15 protein-coding genes are annotated in these 21,387 nt (G+C 72.4%); 10 read left to right on the top strand and 5 right to left on the bottom strand.

The annotated features are described in order from the left end of the window. The first annotated feature begins 352 nt into the window (after positions 1-352). Positions 353-2,134: a phosphomethylpyrimidine synthase ThiC gene (thiC, locus tag AC3EQ1_RS00700; RefSeq protein WP_432092249.1), complete on the top strand. Its 1,782-nt coding sequence runs from the start codon at positions 353-355 to the stop codon at positions 2,132-2,134. 130 nt (positions 2,135-2,264) lie between these two features. On the opposite strand, the gene AC3EQ1_RS00695 is transcribed toward thiC, so the two are convergent. The 4 genes from AC3EQ1_RS00695 to AC3EQ1_RS00680 form a co-directional block, all read right to left on the bottom strand. Then, positions 2,265-2,897 carry a hypothetical protein gene (locus AC3EQ1_RS00695; protein WP_432092248.1) on the bottom strand — a complete coding sequence of 211 codons (633 nt, stop codon included), beginning with the start codon at positions 2,895-2,897 and terminating at the stop codon, positions 2,265-2,267. Positions 2,898-3,222: 325 nt separating this feature from the next. Beyond that, positions 3,223-4,068 (bottom strand): hypothetical protein, encoded by an 846-nt coding sequence (locus AC3EQ1_RS00690; RefSeq protein ID WP_432092247.1) that lies wholly within the window; start codon positions 4,066-4,068, stop codon positions 3,223-3,225. Between the two features lie 185 nt (positions 4,069-4,253). Continuing rightward, positions 4,254-5,393, bottom strand: coding sequence for a metallophosphoesterase (locus AC3EQ1_RS00685; RefSeq protein ID WP_432092378.1), 1,140 nt, complete (start codon positions 5,391-5,393; stop codon positions 4,254-4,256). 244 nt (positions 5,394-5,637) lie between these two features. After that, positions 5,638-6,738 (bottom strand): LacI family DNA-binding transcriptional regulator, encoded by a 1,101-nt coding sequence (locus AC3EQ1_RS00680; RefSeq protein ID WP_432092246.1) that lies wholly within the window; start codon positions 6,736-6,738, stop codon positions 5,638-5,640. A gap of 395 nt (positions 6,739-7,133) precedes the next feature. Between AC3EQ1_RS00680 and hisC the strand changes: the two genes are divergently transcribed. The 5 genes from hisC to AC3EQ1_RS00655 all read left to right on the top strand — a co-directional run bounded on the left by hisC (position 7,134) and on the right by AC3EQ1_RS00655 (position 16,770). Then, on the top strand, positions 7,134-8,213 hold the full coding sequence (hisC, locus tag AC3EQ1_RS00675; protein WP_432092245.1) for a histidinol-phosphate transaminase: 1,080 nt from the start codon (positions 7,134-7,136) through the stop codon (positions 8,211-8,213). Between the two features lie 399 nt (positions 8,214-8,612). Continuing rightward, on the top strand, positions 8,613-10,121 hold the full coding sequence (locus AC3EQ1_RS00670; protein WP_432092244.1) for a cytochrome ubiquinol oxidase subunit I: 1,509 nt from the start codon (positions 8,613-8,615) through the stop codon (positions 10,119-10,121). Positions 10,122-10,139: 18 nt separating this feature from the next. Next, positions 10,140-11,141, top strand: coding sequence for a cytochrome d ubiquinol oxidase subunit II (cydB, locus tag AC3EQ1_RS00665; RefSeq protein ID WP_432092243.1), 1,002 nt, complete (start codon positions 10,140-10,142; stop codon positions 11,139-11,141). Positions 11,142-11,211: 70 nt separating this feature from the next. Beyond that, positions 11,212-14,889: a thiol reductant ABC exporter subunit CydD gene (gene cydD, locus AC3EQ1_RS00660; RefSeq protein ID WP_432092242.1), complete on the top strand. Its 3,678-nt coding sequence runs from the start codon at positions 11,212-11,214 to the stop codon at positions 14,887-14,889. A gap of 9 nt (positions 14,890-14,898) precedes the next feature. After that, positions 14,899-16,770 carry a GAF domain-containing sensor histidine kinase gene (locus tag AC3EQ1_RS00655; RefSeq protein ID WP_432092241.1) on the top strand — a complete coding sequence of 624 codons (1,872 nt, stop codon included), beginning with the start codon at positions 14,899-14,901 and terminating at the stop codon, positions 16,768-16,770. 173 nt (positions 16,771-16,943) lie between these two features. Here AC3EQ1_RS00655 and AC3EQ1_RS00650 read toward each other — a convergent pair whose 3' ends face one another. Then, positions 16,944-17,855: a Cof-type HAD-IIB family hydrolase gene (locus tag AC3EQ1_RS00650; protein ID WP_432092240.1), complete on the bottom strand. Its 912-nt coding sequence runs from the start codon at positions 17,853-17,855 to the stop codon at positions 16,944-16,946. Positions 17,856-17,887: 32 nt separating this feature from the next. On the opposite strand from AC3EQ1_RS00650, the gene AC3EQ1_RS00645 reads away from it, so the two are divergent. The 4 genes from AC3EQ1_RS00645 (at position 17,888) to pspAB (ending at position 21,082) form a co-directional block, all read left to right on the top strand. Next, positions 17,888-18,043: a hypothetical protein gene (locus tag AC3EQ1_RS00645; protein ID WP_432092239.1), complete on the top strand. Its 156-nt coding sequence runs from the start codon at positions 17,888-17,890 to the stop codon at positions 18,041-18,043. A 38-nt stretch (positions 18,044-18,081) separates the two neighbouring features. After that, complete coding sequence (locus AC3EQ1_RS00640; RefSeq protein WP_432092238.1) at positions 18,082-18,993, top strand: LLM class flavin-dependent oxidoreductase; 912 nt, start codon at positions 18,082-18,084, stop codon at positions 18,991-18,993. A gap of 312 nt (positions 18,994-19,305) precedes the next feature. Next, entirely contained in the window at positions 19,306-20,226 is a 921-nt protein-coding gene (gene htpX / locus AC3EQ1_RS00635) for a zinc metalloprotease HtpX (protein ID WP_432092237.1), read from the top strand. 271 nt (positions 20,227-20,497) lie between these two features. Continuing rightward, a complete protein-coding gene (gene pspAB, locus AC3EQ1_RS00630) occupies positions 20,498-21,082 on the top strand; it encodes a PspA-associated protein PspAB (RefSeq protein WP_432092236.1) in 585 nt (194 codons plus the stop codon). The last annotated feature ends 305 nt before the right edge of the window (positions 21,083-21,387 follow it).

Genomic DNA, 21,387 nt, shown 5'->3' with positions numbered 1-21,387 from the left:
GATCATCGCAAGAGCGGGAACGGGCGGAACCCGCGCCGCCGGTACTCGCGGGTACGGCTCGGTGCCTCCGGACCGGCCGCGCCCGGTCGCACGCCGCGCACACCGGGCCGTGCGCAGGGGAGTTCGGCGAGCGGGAACCGGGGGAGCGCCCGGGCCGGGACCGCGCCCCCGCAGCCCCCCTTTTCACCTTCCGGAACGAACCGTTAACGTGAAGGCACTTTGCACACGCGGGAGCTCGGAGCACCGGGCTGAGAGGGCGCTGACGGACGGACCCGGGGAAGACCCCGGACCCCACAGCTGCGTCGACCGCCGAACCTGTTACCGGGTAATGCCGGCGTAGGGAGTAGGTCTCATGACCATCCAGGATGCACACACGCCTGCCTCGACTGCGGACGAGGCGAAGACGATCGGGTGGCACAAGGGCTACCTGACCGGATCGCGCCCCGACCTCAGGGTCCCGGTGCGGCAGGTGCACCTCACCAACGGCCGGGACGTCACGCTGTACGACACCTCCGGCCCGTACACCGACCCGGCCGTCGACACCGACGTCCGCCGCGGACTCGCGCCGCTCCGGGAGAACTGGATCATCGGCCGGGGCGACACCGAGGAGTACGCCGGGCGTCCGCTGCGCCCCGAGGACGACGGCATCAAGCACACCGCGCCGCGCGGCGGACTGAAGAACCTCGACGCCGTCTTCCCGGGCCGTCCGCGGCAGCCCCGCCGGGGCCGGGACGGCGCCGCGGTGACCCAGCTCGCGTACGCCCGGCGCGGGGAGATCACCGCGGAGATGGAGTACGTCGCGCTCCGCGAGAACGTCTCCCCGGAGGTGGTGCGCGAGGAGATCGCCGCCGGACGCGCGGTGCTCCCCGCCAACGTCAACCACCCGGAGATCGAGCCGATGATCATCGGCAAGCGGTTCCTGGTGAAGGTGAACGCCAACATCGGCAACTCCGCGGTCACCTCCTCCATCGAGGAGGAGGTGGAGAAGATGACCTGGGCCACCCGCTGGGGCGCCGACACGGTCATGGACCTCTCCACCGGCCGCAACATCCACACCACCCGCGAGTGGGTGCTGCGCAACTCCCCCGTCCCGATCGGCACCGTCCCCCTCTACCAGGCACTGGAGAAGGTCGACGGCAAGGCCGAGGAACTGACCTGGGAGATCTATAAGGACACCGTCATCGAGCAGGCCGAACAGGGCGTGGACTACATGACGGTCCACGCCGGCGTGCTGCTGCGCTACGTCCCGCTCACCGCCCGCCGCAAGACCGGCATCGTCTCCCGCGGCGGCTCGATCATGGCCGCCTGGTGCCTGGCGCACCACAAGGAGAGCTTCCTCTACGAGAACTTCGAGGAGCTCTGCGACATTCTGGCGACCTACGACGTCACCTTCTCGCTGGGCGACGGGCTGCGCCCCGGCTCCATCGCGGACGCCAACGACGAGGCGCAGTTCGCGGAGCTGAGGACGCTGGGCGAGCTCAACTCCGTGGCCAAGTCCCGCGGCGTGCAGACGATGATCGAGGGCCCGGGCCATGTCCCGATGCACAAGATCAAGGAGAACATCGACCTCCAGCAGGAGATCTGCGAGGAGGCGCCGTTCTACACGCTCGGCCCGCTGACGACCGATGTGGCGCCCGCGTACGACCACATCACCTCGGGCATCGGCGCCGCGATGATCGCCTGGTGGGGCACGGCGATGCTCTGCTACGTCACGCCCAAGGAGCACCTGGGCCTGCCGGACCGGGACGACGTGAAGACCGGTGTCATCACGTACAAGATCGCTGCGCATGCGGCGGACCTCGCCAAGGGGCATCCGGACGCGCAGGTGTGGGACGACGCGCTCTCCGACGCCCGGTTCGAGTTCCGCTGGGAGGACCAGTTCAACCTGGCGCTCGACCCGGACACGGCGCGCGCCTACCACGACGCGACCCTTCCGGCGGAGCCCGCCAAGACCGCGCACTTCTGTTCCATGTGCGGTCCGAAGTTCTGCTCGATGAAGATCAGCCGGAGCATCACCGAGCAGTTCGGCGGTGACTCCGGCGCCGATCCGGAGGAGATCGAGGCGGGGATGCTGGAGAAGTCCAAGGAGTTCGCGGCGAGCGGGAACCGGGTCTATCTGCCGCTGGCGGACTGATCACGCCCCAACGCCCCAGCGACGAACGTCCCAGCCGACGAACGCACCGCACCCGAACGCCCCGCGCCCCCGGACCGTCCACGGACGGTCCGGGGGCGCGGTGTCGGTCCGGTGTCCGGCGCCGCCGGCGTCAGGAACCCACGCCCGCCAGCTCCGCGACGGCCTCCCGCGCTGCCGTGAGCGCTCCCTCGCGCATCGTTCCCGACGACGGGGCCGTGCTGTGCTCGAAGTCGCTGCCGTTGTACGTCACGGTCACCACCGCGTTCTTCGCACGGACGGCCACCACCGTCCGGCGGGTGGGCTGGCCGTCCTCCTCGGTGACCTCCGTGCCCACCGAGGCCTCGTCGCCCAGGTCCGGTACGGCCGTCGGCTGCCGGTGCCCGCCGTACACCGCACCGGCCGTACGGCTCCGCTCGCCGGCCGGAGAGACCTCGTACGCCACGTCGAGCCACCGGTAGTCGAAGCCCTGCAGCGCATGCCACGAACAGCCGGAACGCCGCCGGGCATCGGTGCTCCGGATCTCGGAGCCGTTCGCTCCGGCGCCCGGCACCAGCTTCCCGACCGTCTTGGCCGAGAGCGCGCCGCACGGGGCGGGCGGCTTGTCGAAGCCGGGGGCGGGGGCCGACTTCAGCGACGGCGCGGTGTCGGAGGATGCCGCGGGACGCGTGGCCCCGGACGGATCACCGGTCAGGCCCCAGCCCGCGGCGGCGAGCACCGCGACGGGCAGCAGGCGGGCGGCCAGCGTGACAGGGAGAGACAGCACAGCGGTGTTCTCTTCGGTCGTGACGGCGTGAGGTCGTGAAGGGTCGCAGTCGTGCAGTCATGCAGTGGGGCAGTCGTGACGCGTACGGGGAACCGAGCCTGCCATACGAATCCGGCCACGAACAGACGTTCCGGTGACGAGGTCGTCTCCACCCGGTGGCCGACGGGTCCGCGGCCGGTGCCCGCACCGAGCGCCGGGCGGCCGCCGTCGTACCGGGCCGTGCCGCGCGGATCGCCGCCGCACCCGTCACTCCGGCCGCCGCCAGTCACTCCGGCCGGAGCACCGTCACTCCGGCCGGAGCACCGTCACTCCGGCCGGAGCACCGTCACTCCGGCCGGTGCTCCGGCCCGCCGTACTCCGGGCTCGTGTAGCCGGGGCTGTTGAAGCGCGGGCGGCTGTCCTCCGGCCCGGCCTCGGTCGCCGGACTGCTGAACCCCGGCCGCGAATAGCCCAGATGCGGCGTGCGCGAGACCGGCTCCGTCCGCTCGCCGTACCCGTCGGACGACGCCGCCGGGCCGGCCTGGGCCTCCCGGAGGAACGGCAGCACCCCACGCTCCAGCAGCGCCCGCCGCCAGGCCTCCCGGGCCTCGCCGACCACCGTGGCCCGGTCCTCCTCCGCGGCGGCCCGCACCGAACTCGCCCCGTTCCGGAGCGCGGTGAGCAGCAGCCCGGCCATGGCGACCACGATCCCGGCCGCGGTCAGCGCCGCGAAGGCCCAGCCCGCGCCGATCAGCGGACCGGCGACGGAGGAGTCCTCGCTCAGGGCGCGCAGCGAGAAGCCGAGCAGCAGGAAGATGACTGCCGCGATGCCCGCCAGCACCGGGGCGAGCACCGAGACCACCGCCAGCAGCCCCGCACCGGAGGCCTCGGCCGCCTCGCCCATGGCCGCGGCCAGCCCCACCGACCCGCGGTCCTCGCCGTGCCGCGGTTCGGGCACGGCGGCCGGAGCGCGCTGCTCCTCGCGCACCTTGACGTAGTGCCGGTACTCGGTGGCGGCGCAGGCGGAGATGGCGGCCGCGGCCGCGAGGGCCATCGTCCGGAGCTGTTCACTGCTGAGCCGTGGTCCGAGGGCGGCCGGATCCTGCCGCTCACTCGCGGTACGCAGCGCCTCGCCGAGGACCCGCTCGAACTCCGGACGGTCCTCGGGAAGCAGATGCGGAGCGCTGTTCATGTGCGTCCCCCGATGCTCCGTAGGCCGGTGTGCCGGCTCTCACCGGGCAGTTGGGCGGAAACGGAGGAGAGCCTGCTACGGATAAACCGATGGTAGAGCGCTTCCGGCGGACCGTGACAGGGAGTTTCCGGAAAATGGCCGTTCTGTGCGCGCGCAGTATGTCCCCGCGCCGCACCCGATATGCGTCAATCGGCCAGCGGGAGCTGGACGACCAGAAGCTTTCCGGCCATCGTGACGCCGCCGTCCATGGCGATGGCCAGCCCGTCGGCGTAGATGTGCGGCCCCTCCACATCGGGAGCCCCGGGCTCCTCGCCCTCCTCCGAGCCCACCTCGCCCAGCAGATACGGGATCGGGCTGTGGCCGTGCACGATCCGCTGCCCGCCGTAGGCCGCGAGCAGTTCGTGCACCGCCTGCGGCCCGGCCTCGTCGCGGAAGGCGAAACGCTTGGTGAACTTGCGGAAGAGATCCCAGCATTCATCGGCGTCGCTGCGCTGGAGAATCTCGGTCACGCGGTCGTTGACGGCTTCGACGGAGTTGCCGTACTCGAGGTACGCGGTGGTGTCGGAGTGCACGAGCAGATGCCCGTCCTCCTCCACGACGGCGTCGAGCCGGGACATCCACTGCAGGTGGTGGTCCTCCAGCCGCTCCATGTCGGTGCGCTGGCCGCCGTTGAGCAGCCAGGCCGCCTGGAAGGAGGCGGTGCCGGCCCCGGAGTTGACCGGGGTGTCGCCGAACCGCTTGGCGCCGATCAGCAGCAGCTCGTGATTGCCCATGAGGGCCTTGCAGTAGCCGCCCGCGGCGGCGGCCTCGGCGGAGAGCCGCATCACCAGGTCGATGACGCCGATGCCGTCGGGGCCGCGGTCGGTGAAGTCGCCGAGGAACCAGAGCCGGGCGTTGTCCGCGGCCCAGCGGTCCTCGGAGTCGATCAGCCCCTGGGCGGCCAGCGCCTCGCGCAGCTCGTCGAGGTAGCCGTGGACGTCGCCGACGACGAAGAGCGGGCCCGGTCCGTCCGCGGCCGTCGCGGCGCCCTGCGGCGCGAGCACCGTGTCGACGACCGTGTCGGTCCGGGTGACCGGGTGGAGATCCATGGTCGCCGAGTCCTCCACCGTCATCCGCCGGATCACCGGGAGATCCCGCTCGGTCGGGGTGTACTCCGGCGGAAGATCCACCGGAAGCGGGACGGGCACCGGCCCCGGGGCCGGCGGCGCCACGGGGGCATGCGCGGGTACCGACTGCATGCCGTGCGTGGGCACGGGCGGCATGCCCACCACGGCCCGAACCGCGGGTCCCTGACCGGCCCCCTGAGTCATTGACCCCTCCACCATCGCGACGCCGTGCACCGGTCGGACCTGCCTGGTCGGCGGCGGTCCGCGGTGTCGTGCGCCCATCATAGGAATGCCACTCGCAGGTTGTGACGCACCAGGGGGCTGTCAATCGCGGTGGCGGCCACGATCGTCGGGCATTTCTCCCGAAATGCCCTGGTAATGCCGTGCGCGGGATGTCCCGGAAGGTTCCTGCACCGGGCAGGTCCGGCCGTCCTGCGCCACACCTGCCCACCCTGCCGCGCGATCAGTCTCCCGGTGCCGGCCGCGGGGCGCTCACCGTGGTGCGCGGCGGACGCCGCTGCGAGGACGCCCGCACGATCAGCTCCGTCGGTATCACCTGTTCCACCGGGCGTTCGGCGTCCAGGCCCTCGATGGCGTCGATGAGCAGTTGGACGACGGCGGTGCCGATCCGCCGCGGTTTGAGGGAGAGCGTGGTCACCGGCGGGTCGGTGGCGGAGTAGACGGTCGACTCGCTGCAGCAGACGAGCAGCAGGTCCTCGGGGACCCGTAAGCCGTACCGGTGGGCGGCGGCGAGCAGATCGGTGCCGTTGGGGTCGAACAGCCCGTAGACGGCGTCCGGCCGGTCGGGGCGGGCGAGCAGCCGGTCGGCCGCGACCGCGCCGGCACACGGGTCGTGCGCCGGGTACTCCTCGTACACCGGCTCCTGGCCGACCCGTTCGCACCAGGAGAGGTACGCGGTGGTGGACAGCCGGGTGTAGGTGTCCGTGGTGGTGCCGGTGAGCAGGCCGATGCGGCGTGCCCCGGCGTCGGCGAGATGGTCGAGCAGGCCGAGGACGGCCGCCTCGTGGTCGTTGTCCACCCAGGCGGTGACCGGCAGCGAGCCCGCGGGCCGGCCGTCGGAGACGACGGGGAGTCCCTGCCGGACCAGTTCGCTGACCATCGGGTCGTGGTCCGAGGGGTCGATGACGACGGTGCCGTCGAGGGCGACGTTGGACCACACGTCGTGACGGGAGGTGGCCGGGAGGATGACCAGCGCGTAGCCGCGGGCGAGCGCGGCGGAGGTGGCGGCGCGGGCCATCTCGGCGAAGTAGGCGAATTCGGTGAAGGTGAAAGGTTCATCCCCGTACGTGGTCACGGTCAGGCCGATCAGGCCGGACTTTCCGGTACGGAGGGTGCGGGCGGCGGCGGACGGGCGGTAGCCCAGCCGGTCGGCGACCTCGCGGACATGGCGGCGGGTGGCGTCGGGGAGCCGTCCCTTGCCGTTGAGTGCGTCGGAGACGGTCGTGATCGAGACGCCGGCGGCGGCGGCCACGTCCCGGATACCCGCCCGTCCCAGCCGGCGGCCGGTCGACCGGCTCACCTGGTGCTTCCCTGCTGCTGTCATGGCGAGCCGATAGTAGGGCCCGGGCGGGCGGTGATCGGCAGTCGGCGGACCGAGACGCGCAGGCACGTTTCTGCATGAGCGACTTCGGTAACTGACTGGGATATGAAGGTAGTTGAGGTGTGCGGGCGTGCTCCCGCCGGGAGCGGGGTCCTCTTGCCTGCCGATTGCCCGGTGTCCCGGAGCGGGGGCAACTCACCCCCACGGGGGACGCGCGCTACGGAGCGAGCCACCGGCGCGCGCCATCACTTCACGCGCCTGAGGCGGGTGGCCCACCGGTACGGCCCGGCACCGCGCCCCCGAGTCGGAAGCCGGGTTCTTCGGCAGGGGACCGGGGTGGACGGGCCTCATAGGGTGGGGAGTACTGCTGCTGCACGGACGGTCGAGGAGGACCCGCGGTGACTGAGAAGACCCCGAAGCTGCGTGAGGTGCTGGACGGCATCCCGACCTACAAGCCGGGCCGGCCGGCCGCCGCGGACGGGCCGGTGGCGTACAAGCTGTCCTCCAACGAGAACCCCTACCCCCCGCTCCCGGGGGTGATGGAGAGCGCCCTGGCCGCTGCCGGATCGTTCAACCGCTACCCGGACATGGCGTGCACCGGGCTGCTGAACGAGCTGGCCGAACGGTTCGGGATCCCCGTGGAGCACCTGGCGACCGGCACCGGCTCGGTGGGGGTCGCGCAGTCCCTCGTCCAGTCCACCGCGGGCCCCGGCGACGAGGTGATCTACGCCTGGCGGTCCTTCGAGGCGTACCCGATCATCACCCGGATCAGCGGCGCGACCCCGGTGCAGGTGCCGCTGACCGACGGCGATGTGCACGACCTGGACGCGATGGCGGAGGCGATCACCGACCGGACCCGGCTGATCTTCGTCTGCAACCCGAACAACCCGACCGGGACCGCCGTCCGCCGGGCCGAGCTGGAGCGCTTCCTCGACCGGGTGCCCGGCGACGTCCTGGTGGTACTGGACGAGGCGTACAAGGAGTTCATCCGCGACCCCGAGGTGCCGGACGGGCTGGAGATCTACCGGCACCGGCCCAATGTCTGCGTGCTGCGCACCTTCTCCAAGGCGTACGGCCTGGCGGGGCTCCGGGTCGGGTTCGCGGTGGCGCACGAGCCGGTGGCGGCGGCGCTCCGGAAGACGGCGGTGCCCTTCGGGGTGAGCCAGCTCGCGCAGGACGCGGCGGTCGCCTCGCTGCGCAGTGAGGACGAGCTGCTGGGGCGGGTGGGCTCGCTGGTCTGTGAGCGGAACCGGGTGTCGCAGGGGCTGGCCGGGCAGGGCTGGACCGTTCCCGACTCGCAGGCGAACTTCGTCTGGCTGCGGCTCGGAGCCCGGACGGCCGAGTTCGCGGAGGTGTGCGAGCGGGCGGGTGTGGTCGTCCGGCCGTTCCCGGGGGAGGGCGTCCGGGTGACCATCGGCGAGACCGAGGCCAACGATCTCTTCCTGCGGGCGGCGGAGCTGTTCCGCAAGGAGCTCTAGGCCTCCGTACGGAGCTCCGGGCGTCCACGCAACGGGCTCCGAGCTCCGCAACGGCCTCCGGGGCTGCGCACGAAGCTCCGCGGCAGTGCATCCAGGACTCCGCAAGAAGGCCTTACCGGCCGTATCCGGGCAACGGCGGCCCGGGACCGGTGCTGCGGTACCGGTCCCGGGCCGCGCGCATGAGCGGGGAAGACCGCTTCGACCTGCGGTTTCGCTCTCCTGGGCAGGAGCGGCGGACCCGTCGGGCGGCCTGGGGGACCCCCCGTGAAGCCCGGGCGAACGCGTAGGCGATAATTACTTGTGAATGTGAACGCGTTCACAAGCGTGTCCTGATCATCCCGGAATGGGCTGCTTCAGTGGGCAGACTGCCTGTGACCACGGCGAGTAAGGAGAGACGACGTGGACCTGGCTCTGGCGCCCGAGACTCTGGCGCGATGGCAATTCGGCATCACCACCGTCTACCACTTCCTCTTCGTCCCCCTCACGATCTCCCTCGCCGCCCTCACGGCGGGACTGGAGACGGCCTGGGTGCGCACCGGCAAGGAGAAGTACCTCAGAGCCACGAAGTTCTGGGGCAAGCTCTTCCTGATCAACATCGCCCTCGGTGTGGTCACGGGCATCGTGCAGGAGTTCCAGTTCGGCATGAACTGGTCGGACTACTCGCGCTTCGTCGGTGACGTCTTCGGAGCCCCGCTCGCCTTCGAGTCGCTGATCGCGTTCTTCTTCGAGGCCACCTTCATCGGCCTGTGGATCTTCGGCTGGGACAAGCTGCCCAAGGGGATCCACTGCGCCTGCATGTGGACGGTGTCGTTCGGCACTCTGGCCTCCACCTACTTCATCCTGGCCGCCAACTCCTGGATGCAGCACCCGGTCGGCTACCGGATCAACCAGGCGAGCGGGCGCGCGGAACTCGTCGACTTCTGGCGGGTGATCAGCCAGAACACCACGCTGGTCGTCGTCTTCCACACCCTCACCGCCGCCTTCCTCACCGGCGGTGCCTTCCTGGTCGGCATCGCCGCCTACCACCTGGCCCGCAAGAAGCACGTGCCGGTGATGCGCACCTCGCTCCGCCTCGGACTGGTCACCCTGGTCGTCGCGGGGCTGCTCACCGCGATCAGCGGCGACCAGCTCGCCAAGGTGATGTTCAAGCAGCAGCCGATGAAGATGGCCGCGGCCGAGGCGCTGTGGGAGACGGAGGCACCGGCCCCGTTCTCGGTCTTCGCCTACGGCGACGTCGACAAGGGCCACAACGACGTCGCCATCGAACTCCCCGCCCTGCTCTCCTTCCTCGCCGAGGGCGACTTCTCCTCCCCCGTGCCCGGGATCAACGATGTGAACAAGGCCGAGGAGGCCCGGTATGGGCCGGGCGACTACCGGCCCAACATCCCCGTCGCGTACTGGGGTTTCCGCTGGATGATCGGCTTCGGCATGACGTCCTTCGCGATCGGCGCCGCCGGACTCTGGCTCACCCGGAAGAAGCGCTGGCTCGCGCCGGAACTGCGCACCACGGAGGACGAGGTGCCCCGGCTCGCGGTGACCAAGAGCTGGGAGCTCGGCCCGAAGCTGAGCGGCTGGTACTGGCGGATCGCCCTGCTCACCACCGGCTTCCCGCTGATCGCGAACTCCTGGGGCTGGATCTTCACGGAGATGGGACGCCAGCCCTGGGCGGTCTACGGCGTGCTGCGCACCTCCAGCGCCGTCTCCCCCGGTACCTCGCAGACCGAGGTCCTCATCTCGATGACCGTCTTCACCCTGCTCTACGCGGCGCTCGCGGTGGTGGAGGTCGGGCTGCTGGTCAAGTACGTCAAGGCCGGGCCCCCCGAACTCACCGACAGCGACCTCGAACCGCCCACCAGGATCGGCGGGCACGACCGCGACGGCGACCGGCCCATGGCCTTCTCGTACTAGGAAGGGAGAGGAACGAGCATGGAACTCCACGACGTCTGGTTCGTCATCATCGCCGTCCTCTGGGCCGGCTACTTCTTCCTCGAGGGCTTCGACTTCGGGGTGGGGGTGCTCACCGGGGTGCTCGCGCGGGACCGCCGGGAGCGGCGGGTGCTCATCAACACCATCGGACCGGTCTGGGACGGCAACGAGGTCTGGCTGATCACCGCGGGCGCGTCGACGTTCGCGGCCTTCCCCGAGTGGTACGCCACCCTGTTCTCCGGCTTCTATCTGCCGCTGCTGCTCATCCTGGTCTGCCTGATCGTCCGCGGCGTGGGCTTCGAGTACCGGGCCAAGCGCAGCGGCGAGCGCTGGCAGACCAACTGGGAGCACGCGATCTTCTGGACCTCGCTGCTGCCCGCCTTCCTCTGGGGTGTGGCGTTCGGCAACATCGCGCACGGGGTGAAGATCGACGCCGACAAGGAGTACGTGGGCACCCTGCTGGACCTGCTCAACCCGTACGCGCTGCTGGGCGGAGCGGTGACGCTGTTCCTCTTCACCTTCCACGGCGCGGTCTTCACGGCGCTGAAGACGGTGGGGGACATCCGGGTCCGGGCGCGGCGGCTGGCGACCCGGCTCGGTGCGGTCACGGTGCTGCTCGCGGCCGGCTTCCTGGCCTGGACGCAGGCGCACTCCGGGGACGGGGCGAGCCTGGTCGCGCTGGTCGTGGCGGCCCTGGCGCTGGTCGCGGCCGTGGGCCTGAACACCGCGGGCCGGGAGGGCTGGGCCTTCGCGCTCTCCGGACTGGCGATCGTGGCGGCCGTGGCGATGCTCTTCCTCACGCTGTTCCCCGCCGTGATGCCGTCCTCGCTCAACCCGGCCTGGGACCTCACGGTCAGCAACGCCTCCTCCACCCCGTACACCCTGGGGATCATGACCTGGTGCGCCGCGATCGCGCTGCCGCTCGTCGCGGTGTACCAGGGGTGGACGTACTGGGTGTTCCGCAAGCGGATCGGCACCCAGCACATCGCCGGATCGCACTGACCCCGCACGGACCGCAGGGCCACGCCGACGCACGGACCTGCGGCCGACTGGACCCGCGAGGACGTTTCACGTGAAACCTGTGGACCCGAGGCTGCTCCGGTACGCCCGCGCCACCCGCACCTTCCTGGTCGCGGCGGTGGCGCTGGGCCTGGCCGGAGCCGCCCTGGTCATCGGCCAGGCGCTGCTCATCGCCGAGGTGGTGGTCGGGGCCTTCCGCCGGGACCTGACGGTGCACGAGCTGGCCACCCCGCTGCTGCTGCTCGCCGCGGTCTCCGTGGGACGCGGTCTGGTCGCCTGGCTGACCGAACTGGCGGCGCACCGGGCCAGCGCGGCCGCCCGGTCCGAACTCCGGATCCGGCTGCTGGAGCACACCGCACGGCTGGGGCCGGAGTGGATCAGCGGCCGGCGGACCGGTGAGCTCACCGCGCTCGCCACCCGGGGCATCGACGCGCTGGACGACTACTTCGCCCGCTATCTCCCGCAGTTGGGGCTCGCGGTCGTGGTGCCGGTGGCCGTACTGGCCAGGATCGTCACCGAGGACTGGGTCTCGGCGGCGGTCATCGTCGGCACACTGCCGCTCATCCCGCTGTTCATGGTGCTGATCGGCTGGGCCACCCAGTCCCGGATGGACCGTCAGTGGCGGCTGCTGTCCCGGCTCTCCGGACACTTCCTCGACGTCGTCGCCGGGCTGCCCACCCTGAAGGTGTTCGGCCGGGCCCGGGCCCAGGCCGAGTCGATCCGCGCGATCACCGACGACTACCGGCGGGCGACGCTGCGCACCCTGCGGATCGCCTTCCTCTCCTCCCTCGCCCTGGAACTGCTCTCGACCCTGTCGGTGGCGCTGGTCGCGGTCGGCATCGGCATGCGGCTCGTCCACGGGGACCTGGACCTCTTCACCGGCCTGGTGGTGCTGATCCTGGCGCCGGAGGCCTATCTGCCGCTGCGCCAGGTGGGCACGCAGTACCACGCGGCAGTCGAAGGGCTGACGGCCGCGGACGAGATCTTCACCGTGCTGGAGACCCGGCCGGCCGACGGCGGAACCCGGCCAGCCCCCGACGTCCGGCGGGCGACGCTGCGGCTGGAAGGCGTGACCGTACTGCACCCGGGGCGGACGGAGGCCTCGCTCCGGGCGACCTCCTGCACCGTGTCGCCCGGGGAGACGGTGGCCGTCGTCGGCCCCAGCGGGGCCGGCAAGACGACCCTGCTGAACACGCTGCTGGGGCTGACCGCGCCGACCGCCGGACGGATCCTCGTCGACGGTACGGACCTGGCGGAGACCGACCGGGCGAGCTGGTGGGCGCAGATCGCCTGGGTGCCGCAGCGGCCGCACCTCTTCGTCGGCACGGTCGCCGACAACGTCCGCACCGCCCGGCCGGACGCCGACGACGCGGCGGTGCGGGACGCCCTGGAGGCGGCGGGGGCCCTGGAGTTCGTCAACGCGCTGCCCGACGGCCCGGCGACGCTCCTCGGCGAGAACGGTGCCGGGCTCTCGGCCGGGCAGCGGCAGCGGATCGCGCTGGCCCGCGCGTTCCTCGCGGACCGGCCACTGGTGCTGCTGGACGAACCGACGGCGCATCTGGACGGGGCGACGGAGGAGGCGGTCGCCGCGGCGGTCGGCCGGCTGTCGCGGGGACGCACGGTCCTCCTGGTCGCCCACCGGCCCGCGCTGCTGCCGCTGGCCGACCGGGTGCTGGAGCTGACGGGGGCGGCGGGCCCGGCGGGTGAGCCGGACCTGGCGGGTGAGCCGGATTCCACGGGGATGCCGGAGCTCATGGGGGCGCCGGACCGCACGGGGGCTACGGACTCCTCGGAAGGTTCGGGAGAGGACGAGGCGCAGGTCCGGGGGACGCCGGCGAGCCTGCCTGCCGTCCGGGAGGCGGGAGCGTCGGGCCGTGCCACCGTCCGGGAGGCGGGAGCGGGCCGTGCCGCCGGCCGGGAGGCGTCGGCCGATGGTGCGGCCGGGCCCGGGCCGGCCGGCGGCGACGCCCTCGCCTGGGTGCGCCGCACCGCACGGGCCCGGCGCGGGCGCTTCCTGCTCGCACTGCTGCTCGGCAGCCTGGCGCTCGGCAGCGCCGTCGGCCTCATGGCGGTCTCCGGCTGGCTGATCTCGCGCGCCTCCGAACAGCCGCCCGTGCTCTATCTGATGGTCGCCGTGACCGCCACCCGGGCCTTCGGGATCGGGCGCGCCGTGTTCCGCTACGCCGAACGGCTCGTCGCCCACGACGCCGTCTTCCGGATGCTCGCCGCGCTGCGGGTGGCCGTCCACACCCGGCTCGAACGGCTCGCCCCCGCCGGGCTCGGCGGGACCCGCCGGGGCGACCTGCTGTCCCGGCTGGTCGCGGACGTCGACTCGCTCCAGGACTACGTGCTGCGCTGGCTGCTGCCGGCCGCCACCGCCCTGCTCGTCGGCGCCGGCTCCGTCGGCTTCACCGCCTGGCTGCTGCCCGAGGCCGGCGCCGCGCTGGCCGGCGGACTGCTGGCGGCCGGCGTCGGCGTGCCACTGCTCTCCGCCGCCCTGTCCCGCCGCGCCGAGCGGCGGCTCGCACCCGCCCGCGGCGCGCTCTCCGCCCGGATCGTCGACCTGTTCACCGGCGCCGCGGAACTGACCGTCGCCGGTGCCCTGCCGGCCCGGACCGACGAGGTGCGCCGCACCGACCGGACCCTGACCGGGATCGCCGCCCGGTCGGCCGCCGCGGCGGGCGCGGGTGCCGGACTGTCGGCGCTGATCTGCGGCCTCACCGTCGCCGCGGCCGCCTGGACGGGGGTGCGGGCGGTGCAGGACGGCCGCCTCGACGGCGTCTGGCTGGCCGTGGTCGTGCTGACGCCGCTCGCCGCCTTCGAGGCCGTCACCGGGCTGCCGCTCGCCGTCCGCCACCGGCAGCGCACCCGCCGCGCGGCCGAACGGGTCCGCGAGGTCCTGGACGCCCCGGACCCCGTCCGGGAACCCGAGCACCCGCTGCCGGTGCCCGCCGGGCCCTTCCCGCTGACCGTACGGAACCTGACCGCCCGCCACCCCGGCCGGTCCGCCCCCGCCCTCGACGGTCTCGACCTGGACCTCGCGCCCGGCCGCCGGATCGCGGTCGTCGGCCCCTCCGGCGCGGGCAAGACCACCCTCGCCCACGTGCTGCTCCGCTTCCTCGACCCGCACACCGGCACGTACACCCTCGGAGACGTTCCGGCCACCGGGCTCGACGGCGACGCCGTCCGCCGGATGGTCGGCCTCTGCGCCCAGGACGCCCATGTCTTCGACAGCTCACTGCGCGAGAACCTGCGGCTGGCCCGGCCGGGCGCGAGCGAGGAGCAACTGCGCGCCGCCCTCTCCCGGGCCCGCCTGCTCGACTGGACCGACCGCCTCCCCGACGGCCTGGACACCCTGGTCGGCGAGCACGGCGCCCGGATGTCGGGAGGACAGCGGCAGCGCCTCGCCCTCGCCCGGGCCCTGCTCGCGGACTTCCCCGTCCTGGTGCTCGACGAGCCCGCCGAACACCTCGACCTGCCGACCGCCGACGCGCTCACCGCGGACCTGCTCGCGGCGACCGAGGGCCGGACGACCCTGCTGATCACCCACCGCCTGGCCGGGCTGACGGCCGTCGACGAAGTGATCGTCCTGGAGGACGGCCGGGCCGTCGAACGCGGGCCGTACGAGCGGCTGGCCGCCGGGGACGGCCCGTTCCGGCGGATGCTCGACCGCGAGCAGGCCATCGCCGGCGACCATCATCGACTTTCCCCGGCCATGGGGACTCACTAGGCTCGGCGTATGTCGGCCTCGGCAGGATCCGTCGATCCTCCGCCCTCCCGGCACGACCCGGGAGCCGGTGGTGCGGGGAGCGGACACCCGGGCGCCGGCCTGCGGACCGGGGACGCGCCGGCCACGGCGCCGGGGCAGGGGCCGCCACCGGGGCGGGCGGCGACGCCGAAGGGCCGGGAGCAGGGCTCCACGGTCGCCGAGGAGACCGCCCGCAGCCTCCAGGAACTGCCCGAGGAACTGACCGTCCGTCTCCCCCGGCTGCTGGAGGCCATGGTCTCCGTCGGCACCGGACTGCATCTGCACAGGACCCTCGACAGCATCCTCGAGACCGCGGCCAGCCTCACCGACGTCCGCTACGCCGCGATCGGCGTCATCAACGACGAGCGCGACGGCCTCGCCGACCTGGTGAGTTACGGCATCTCCGAGGAGGAACGGGAACGCATCCGCCGCCTCCCGGACGGCGAGAAGGGGATCCTCGGCACCCTGGTCGACGACCCGGTGCCGATGATGCTGGCCGACCTGGGGGCGCCCTCGCGCACCACCGGCTATCCGCCGCACAACGCGCTGCTCGGCGACTTCCTCGGCATCCCCATCCGGGTGGGCGGCGAACTGTTCGGCAACATCTACCTCGCCGAGAAGCGGGACGGCGGCGAGTTCAGCGTCTACGACCTGCACATGATGAAGGTGCTGGCCACCGAGGCCGGCATCCAGATCGGCAACGCCCGGCTGCACGAGGCCACCAAGCAGCGGCAGCGCTGGATCGAGGGCGCCAACGTCCTCACCACCGCCCTGCTCTCCAGCACCGAGTCCCGCACGGACGACGCGCTGGCCATCGTCGCCGAGCAGGGCCGCAAACTCGCCGACGCGGCGGCCGGGGTGGTGCTGCTGCCGTACGAGAACGGCGGTCTGGAGATCGTGCAGGTCTCCTCCGACCTCCCGGAGCCGTTCGAGGAACTGGGCGTGGTGATCGACCCCAGCAGCCCGGTGTACGAGGAACTGGTCGCCGGGCTGCCCGTGTTCGTGGACGACTCCGCCACCGACACCCGGATGACCACCCCGGTCTCCGCCTTCTACGGGCCGGTCATGCTGCTGCCGCTGCGCAGCGACGACCGGGTGCTGGGCACCCTCGCGCTGGGGCGGCTGCGCGGAGCCAGGAGCTTCACCGAGACCGAACGCACCCTCGCCACCCAGTTCGCGGCGCAGGCCGCGCTGGCCCTCGTCCTCGCCGAGGCACAGCGCGACCGCGAACGGCTGGCCGTCTACGAGGACCGCGACCGGATCGCCCGGGATCTGCACGACCTCGTCATACAGCGCCTGTTCGCCACCGGGATGATGCTGGAGAGCGCCCAGCGCCGGGCCGACGACCCCGAGCTGCAGTCCGGGATCAGCACCGCCGTGGACGAGCTGGACGTCACCATCCAGGAGATCCGCACCGCGATCTTCGCCCTGCAGCAGGGCCCGGTCGAGGCCCCGGCGGGCCTGCGGACCCGTATCGAGCGGGAGATCAACATGGCCGCCGTGCCGCTGGGCTTCCGGCCGTCGGTGCGGTTCCTCGGCGCGGTCGACGCCCGGGTGGGGGAGCTGACCGGCCGGAACATGATCGCCGCGCTGCGGGAGGCCCTGTCGAACACCTTCCGGCACGCCGGCGCCACCCGTCTGGAGATCGTGGTCGACACGACGGAGAAGCTGCCGGACGGCCAGGAGGGCGTACGGCTCACGGTCGCCGACGACGGCGTCGGCATCCCCGAGGGCGGACGCCGCAGCGGACTGCGGAACCTCGCCAAGCGGGCGGAGTCACTGGGCGGTTCGAGCTGGTACGGGCCGGGCATCGGGGACGACGGCGGCGGCACGAGCATGGTGTGGGAGGCACCGCTCCGGTAGGTGGCGGCTGTGGGGGAGCTGTACTGACGGGCGCCGCTCCGGCAGGCGCTGCTCCGGCAGGCACTGGGCCGTGGGGCGGCGGGCGGTCGGGCAGTGGGCCGTCGGGCCGTGAGGTCGGGCAGCGGGGGCGCGCAGTGGGGTTGTCGCGCACCGGGCCGCGGGTGGGCCTTCCCTCACCGGGGGCGCTGGGCCGCCAGGATCTCCTCGATGACGACGGCCACGCCGTCCTCGTTGTTCGCCACCGTGCGGGCCGAGGTGGCGGCCAGCACGTCCGGATGGGCGTTCGCCATCGCGTACGACGTTCCGGCCCAGGACAGCATCTCCACGTCGTTCGGCATGTCGCCGAAGGCCACGACCTCCTCCGGAGCGATGCCCCGCTCCGCGCAGCAGTGCGCGAGGGTCGCCGCCTTGCTGACGCCCCGGCCGCTGATCTCCAGCAGCGCGGTCGGGCTGGACCGGGTGAAGGACGCGTGCTCGCCGGCCGCTTCCCGGGCCAGGGCCAGGAACTCGTCCGGTGTCAGCCGGGGGTGGTGGGCCAGCAGCTTGAGCACCGGCCGGTCCGAGCCCTCCCAGCCGGGGGACAGCAGCTTCTCGGCGGGGCCGATGGTCGCGACCGGGTCGATGTAGAAGGGCGGGTACTCCGGCTCGTAGTGGATCCCGGTGGTGAGCTCCACGGCGAAGGACGTGCCGGGTGCGGCGGCGCGCAGGGTGCCGACGACGGCGAGCGCGTCGGACCGGTCCAACGGCCGGACGTCCAGGAACAGCCCGTCGCGGTGCAGGTCGACCACGGCGGCGCCGTTCGCGCAGATCGCCAGGCCGTGGCCGTGCACATGGTCGCTGACCACGTCCATCCAGCGGGCGGGCCGGCCGGTGACGAAGAAGACCTCGATCCCGGCCCGCTCGGCGGCGGCCAGCGCCGCGACCGTGCGCTCCGAGACCGACTTGTCGTCGCGCAGCAGCGTTCCGTCGAGATCCGTGGCGATCAGCCGGACACGCCCCCCGGGAAACGCGGACGGGCGGAGTTCCGGCAGCTGCGGCTCGGGCGGGCGCTCGGTGGCTGAGGTCACCGGTCCATCTTCCCGCATGCCCGTGCACAAGCGTGTGAGGGGGTGCACAGATGGGCACCCACCGTGCGCGGGTGATGACGGACCGCACGGTGTGCCGGGAGGGGCCGCTTGCGGTGCGGCCCGGCCGGGTATGGTCCGGGCCCGCGGTGCCGCACCCGCTGGGGCCGTACCTGCTGGGGCTGTACCCGCTGGGGCCGTACCCGTGATGCGGGGTGTGTCGGACCCGCCGCTTAGGCTCGTGGCCATGGCGACCTCTCTGCGACTCAGCACGGTGATCCTCCCTGTCCGCCGCTGGCACGAGGGCGGCGGGGAGGTGTGGCAGCGGGCCGAGGAGCTGGGATTCCGTACCGCCTTCACTTACGACCACCTCTCCTGGCGGGGCACCTTCCGCGACGGCCCCTGGTTCGGAGCCCTGCCCACCCTGACGGCCGCCGCGGCGGCCACGGACCGGCTGCGGCTGGGGACCCTCGTCACCTCCCCGAACTTCCGTCACCCCGTGACCCTCGCCAAGGAGCTCATCTCCCTCGACGACATCAGCGCCGGCCGGATCACGCTGGGCATCGGCGCCGGGGGCAACGGCTTCGACGCCACGGCCCTCGGCCAGAAGGCATGGACGCCGCGCGAGCGCGCGGACCGCTTCGGGGAGTTCGTACCGCTGCTCGACCGGCTGCTCAGCGAGGACGTCGTCAGCCACGACGGCGTCTTCTACTCCGCGAACGAGGTCCGGAACATACCGGGCTGCGTCCAGCGCCCGCGTCTGCCCTTCGCCGTCGCCGCGACGGGCCCCCGCGGACTGCGGCTCGCCGCCCGCCACGGACAGGCGTGGGTCACCACCGGCAACCCGAAGATCTCGGCGACCGGCACTCCCGCCGAGTCCCTCGCCGCCATCCGCAGCCAGACGGAGCGGCTGTCCGACGCCTGCGCGGAGATCGACCGCGATCCGTCGGAGCTGGAGAAGATCCTGCTCACCGGCTTCACGCCGGACCGCCCCCTGGACTCCCTGGACGCCTTCGTCGACTTCGCCGGGGCCCACGCCGAGCTCGGCTTCACCGAGATCGTGCTGCACTGGCCGATCCCGGACTCGATGTTCGAGGCCGACCTGAAGGTCTTCGAGCGCATCGCCACGGAGGGCATGGCGCAGTTGGGGCAGGGCTGACCGGCTCGGTCGGGGCCGATCGGGCTGGTCGGGGCGGGCCGGCCGGTCGGGGCGGACCGGTTCTGCCGCGGCTGACCGGATTGGGCGGGCGGGCCGGATCGGCCGGGGCGGGCCGCTGCCGATGAAGGGGAACGGGCGGGGGCGGGGACGGGTGCGGTTCGGTGCTGCCTCCGGTCGCCTCAGCGCTCCTCCGGTGCTCCCTCCCTCCGCCTTCGGCCTCCCTCCGCCTTCCATCTTTATGTCCGCTATATGCCCAAAAGGGGCAGAATCGAGAGAGGAGCAGGACCACAGCCGCGCTCTGGAGGTCGGCTGATGCCGAGGACCCGGACCCGATCCCGATACGCCAAGGACCAGGGACTCACCACCCGCATGGTGACGACGATGTTCCTGATCGGGCTGCTCTACGTCGTCTTCGTCGGTGTGCTGCTGACCCTGCTGCGAGGCGCCTGGCCGATCATCCTGATCGTGGCGGGCGGGCTCTTCGTCGTGCAGTTCTGGTTCAGCGACCGGATCGCCGCGTACAGCATGGGCGCCCGCGAGGTCACCCCCGAGCAGGCTCCCGCCCTGCACGGCGCCGTCGACCGCATCTGCGCCCTCGCCGACATGCCGAAGCCGCGGGTGGCCATCGCCCACAGCGACATCCCCAATGCCTTCGCCACCGGCCGCAACGAGCGCACCGCCCTCGTCTGCGCCACCACCGGCCTGCTGCGACGGCTGGAGCCGGAGGAACTGGAGGGCGTCCTCGCCCACGAGCTGTCCCATGTCGCCCACCGCGACGTCGCCGTGATGACCATCGCCTCGTTCCTCGGCGTCCTCGCCGGCATGATGACCCGCGTCGCGCTCTGGGGAGGCTTCGGCCGCATCGGCAACAGCCGGGACCAGAACACCGCCATCGTGGCGCTGCTCATCCCGCTGGTCAGCGCGGTGGTCTACGTGATCAGCTTCCTGCTGACCCGGCTGCTCTCCCGCTACCGCGAGCTGTCCGCCGACCGCGCCGCCGCCCTGCTCACCGGACGGCCCTCCGCTCTCGGGTCCGCCCTGACCAAAGTGAGCGGCGACATGGCCCGGATCCCGACGCGGGACCTCCGCCAGGCCGAGCCCTTCAACGCCTTCTACTTCGCCCCCGCGTTCTCCTCCCGGGAGAGCCTGGGGCGGCTCCTCTCCTCGCACCCCACCCTGGAGCAGCGCCTGGACCAGCTGGGCCGGATCTCGGCGCGGCTCGGCCACTCGTGAAGGCGTCGGCTCGTGAGGACATCGACTCGTGAAGACATCGACTTGTGCGGGTGCCGGTTCGTGCGGATGCCGACTCGTGAGGACGGAGGCTTGGGAGGACGAGGCCTGGGAGGACGGGGTCTGGTGAGAGGGCGCGGACTTGAGAGGGCAGCGGCCGCCGGGGGCTCGGAGGCCTCCCCGCTGGGCCCCGGGGCGCGGTGGGTGCACTACCCCCGCGGCCCGCTTCCCTTGATGACGCTTCCTGAGACAACGACGTGAGGGACTGATGACCGTGGGTCTTCTGGATACCATCCTCGGCCGCAGCAAGCCGGTGCGCCCCGACCTCGACCGGCTCTTCGGCCTCCCCTCCGCGGCGATCACCCTGGAGGCGGGTGCCGGGTTCGCGCCCACCGGCCTCGGCTCGGTGTGCTTCGCCAGTGTGGAAGGCGGCACGTTCACCCAACTCCAGCAGGACGTACGGGATCTGCTCGACGCCGACACCCGAGAGGGCGGCGTCCCGGTGGAGTTCAGCCGGGACACCTACGGCTACACCTGGCTCCTCGCCCGGCATCCCGCGGACGACACCGCGTCACTCGTCAACGATGTGCACGCCGTCAACACCCTGCTCCAGGACGCCGGCTTCGGACCACAGCTCCTCTGCTCCCTGATCGCCTTCCGCGATGCCGGACAGCGTCCCCTCGGGCTCGTCTACCTGTACAAGCGCGGCACCTTCTACCCGTTCGCCCCGCTGCCCGGGCGGCAGGAGAAGCGTGACAACGCACTCGAACTCCAGGTCAGGGGAGTGCTCGGCAACGATCTGCGGATCGAGGAGGACCTGGCGCGGTGGTTCCCGGTGTGGGGCGCACCGGGCCTCTGACCTCCCGACCGGGGGCCACCCCCACCCCCACCCCTCCCCCTCCCGGCCCCTGGCCCCCGTTGCCGCCAGGACTGCGCGGCGCCGGGAACCCACGTACCCCCGTTGAGCGTTCACCAGTGAGCGCTGAGGTCATGCGACAACCGTCCGACCGCTCCGTCCGACCGCCCCGACCGACCCGACTCCCCCACCAGCCGACCGGCCCGCAGCAACTGACAGTGACGAGATTGCCAACCCGCCCACAACAGCGTCAAGGCTGGTGCGCCGCCTGTGGATACCGTGAGTAACGGCCTGGGGAGGAGGCCCCC

The sequence above is a fragment of the Streptomyces sp. bgisy100 genome (assembly GCF_057709105.1).
Note: the sequence above shows the minus strand (reverse complement) of the source record. Positions and strands in the feature narration are given on the sequence as shown.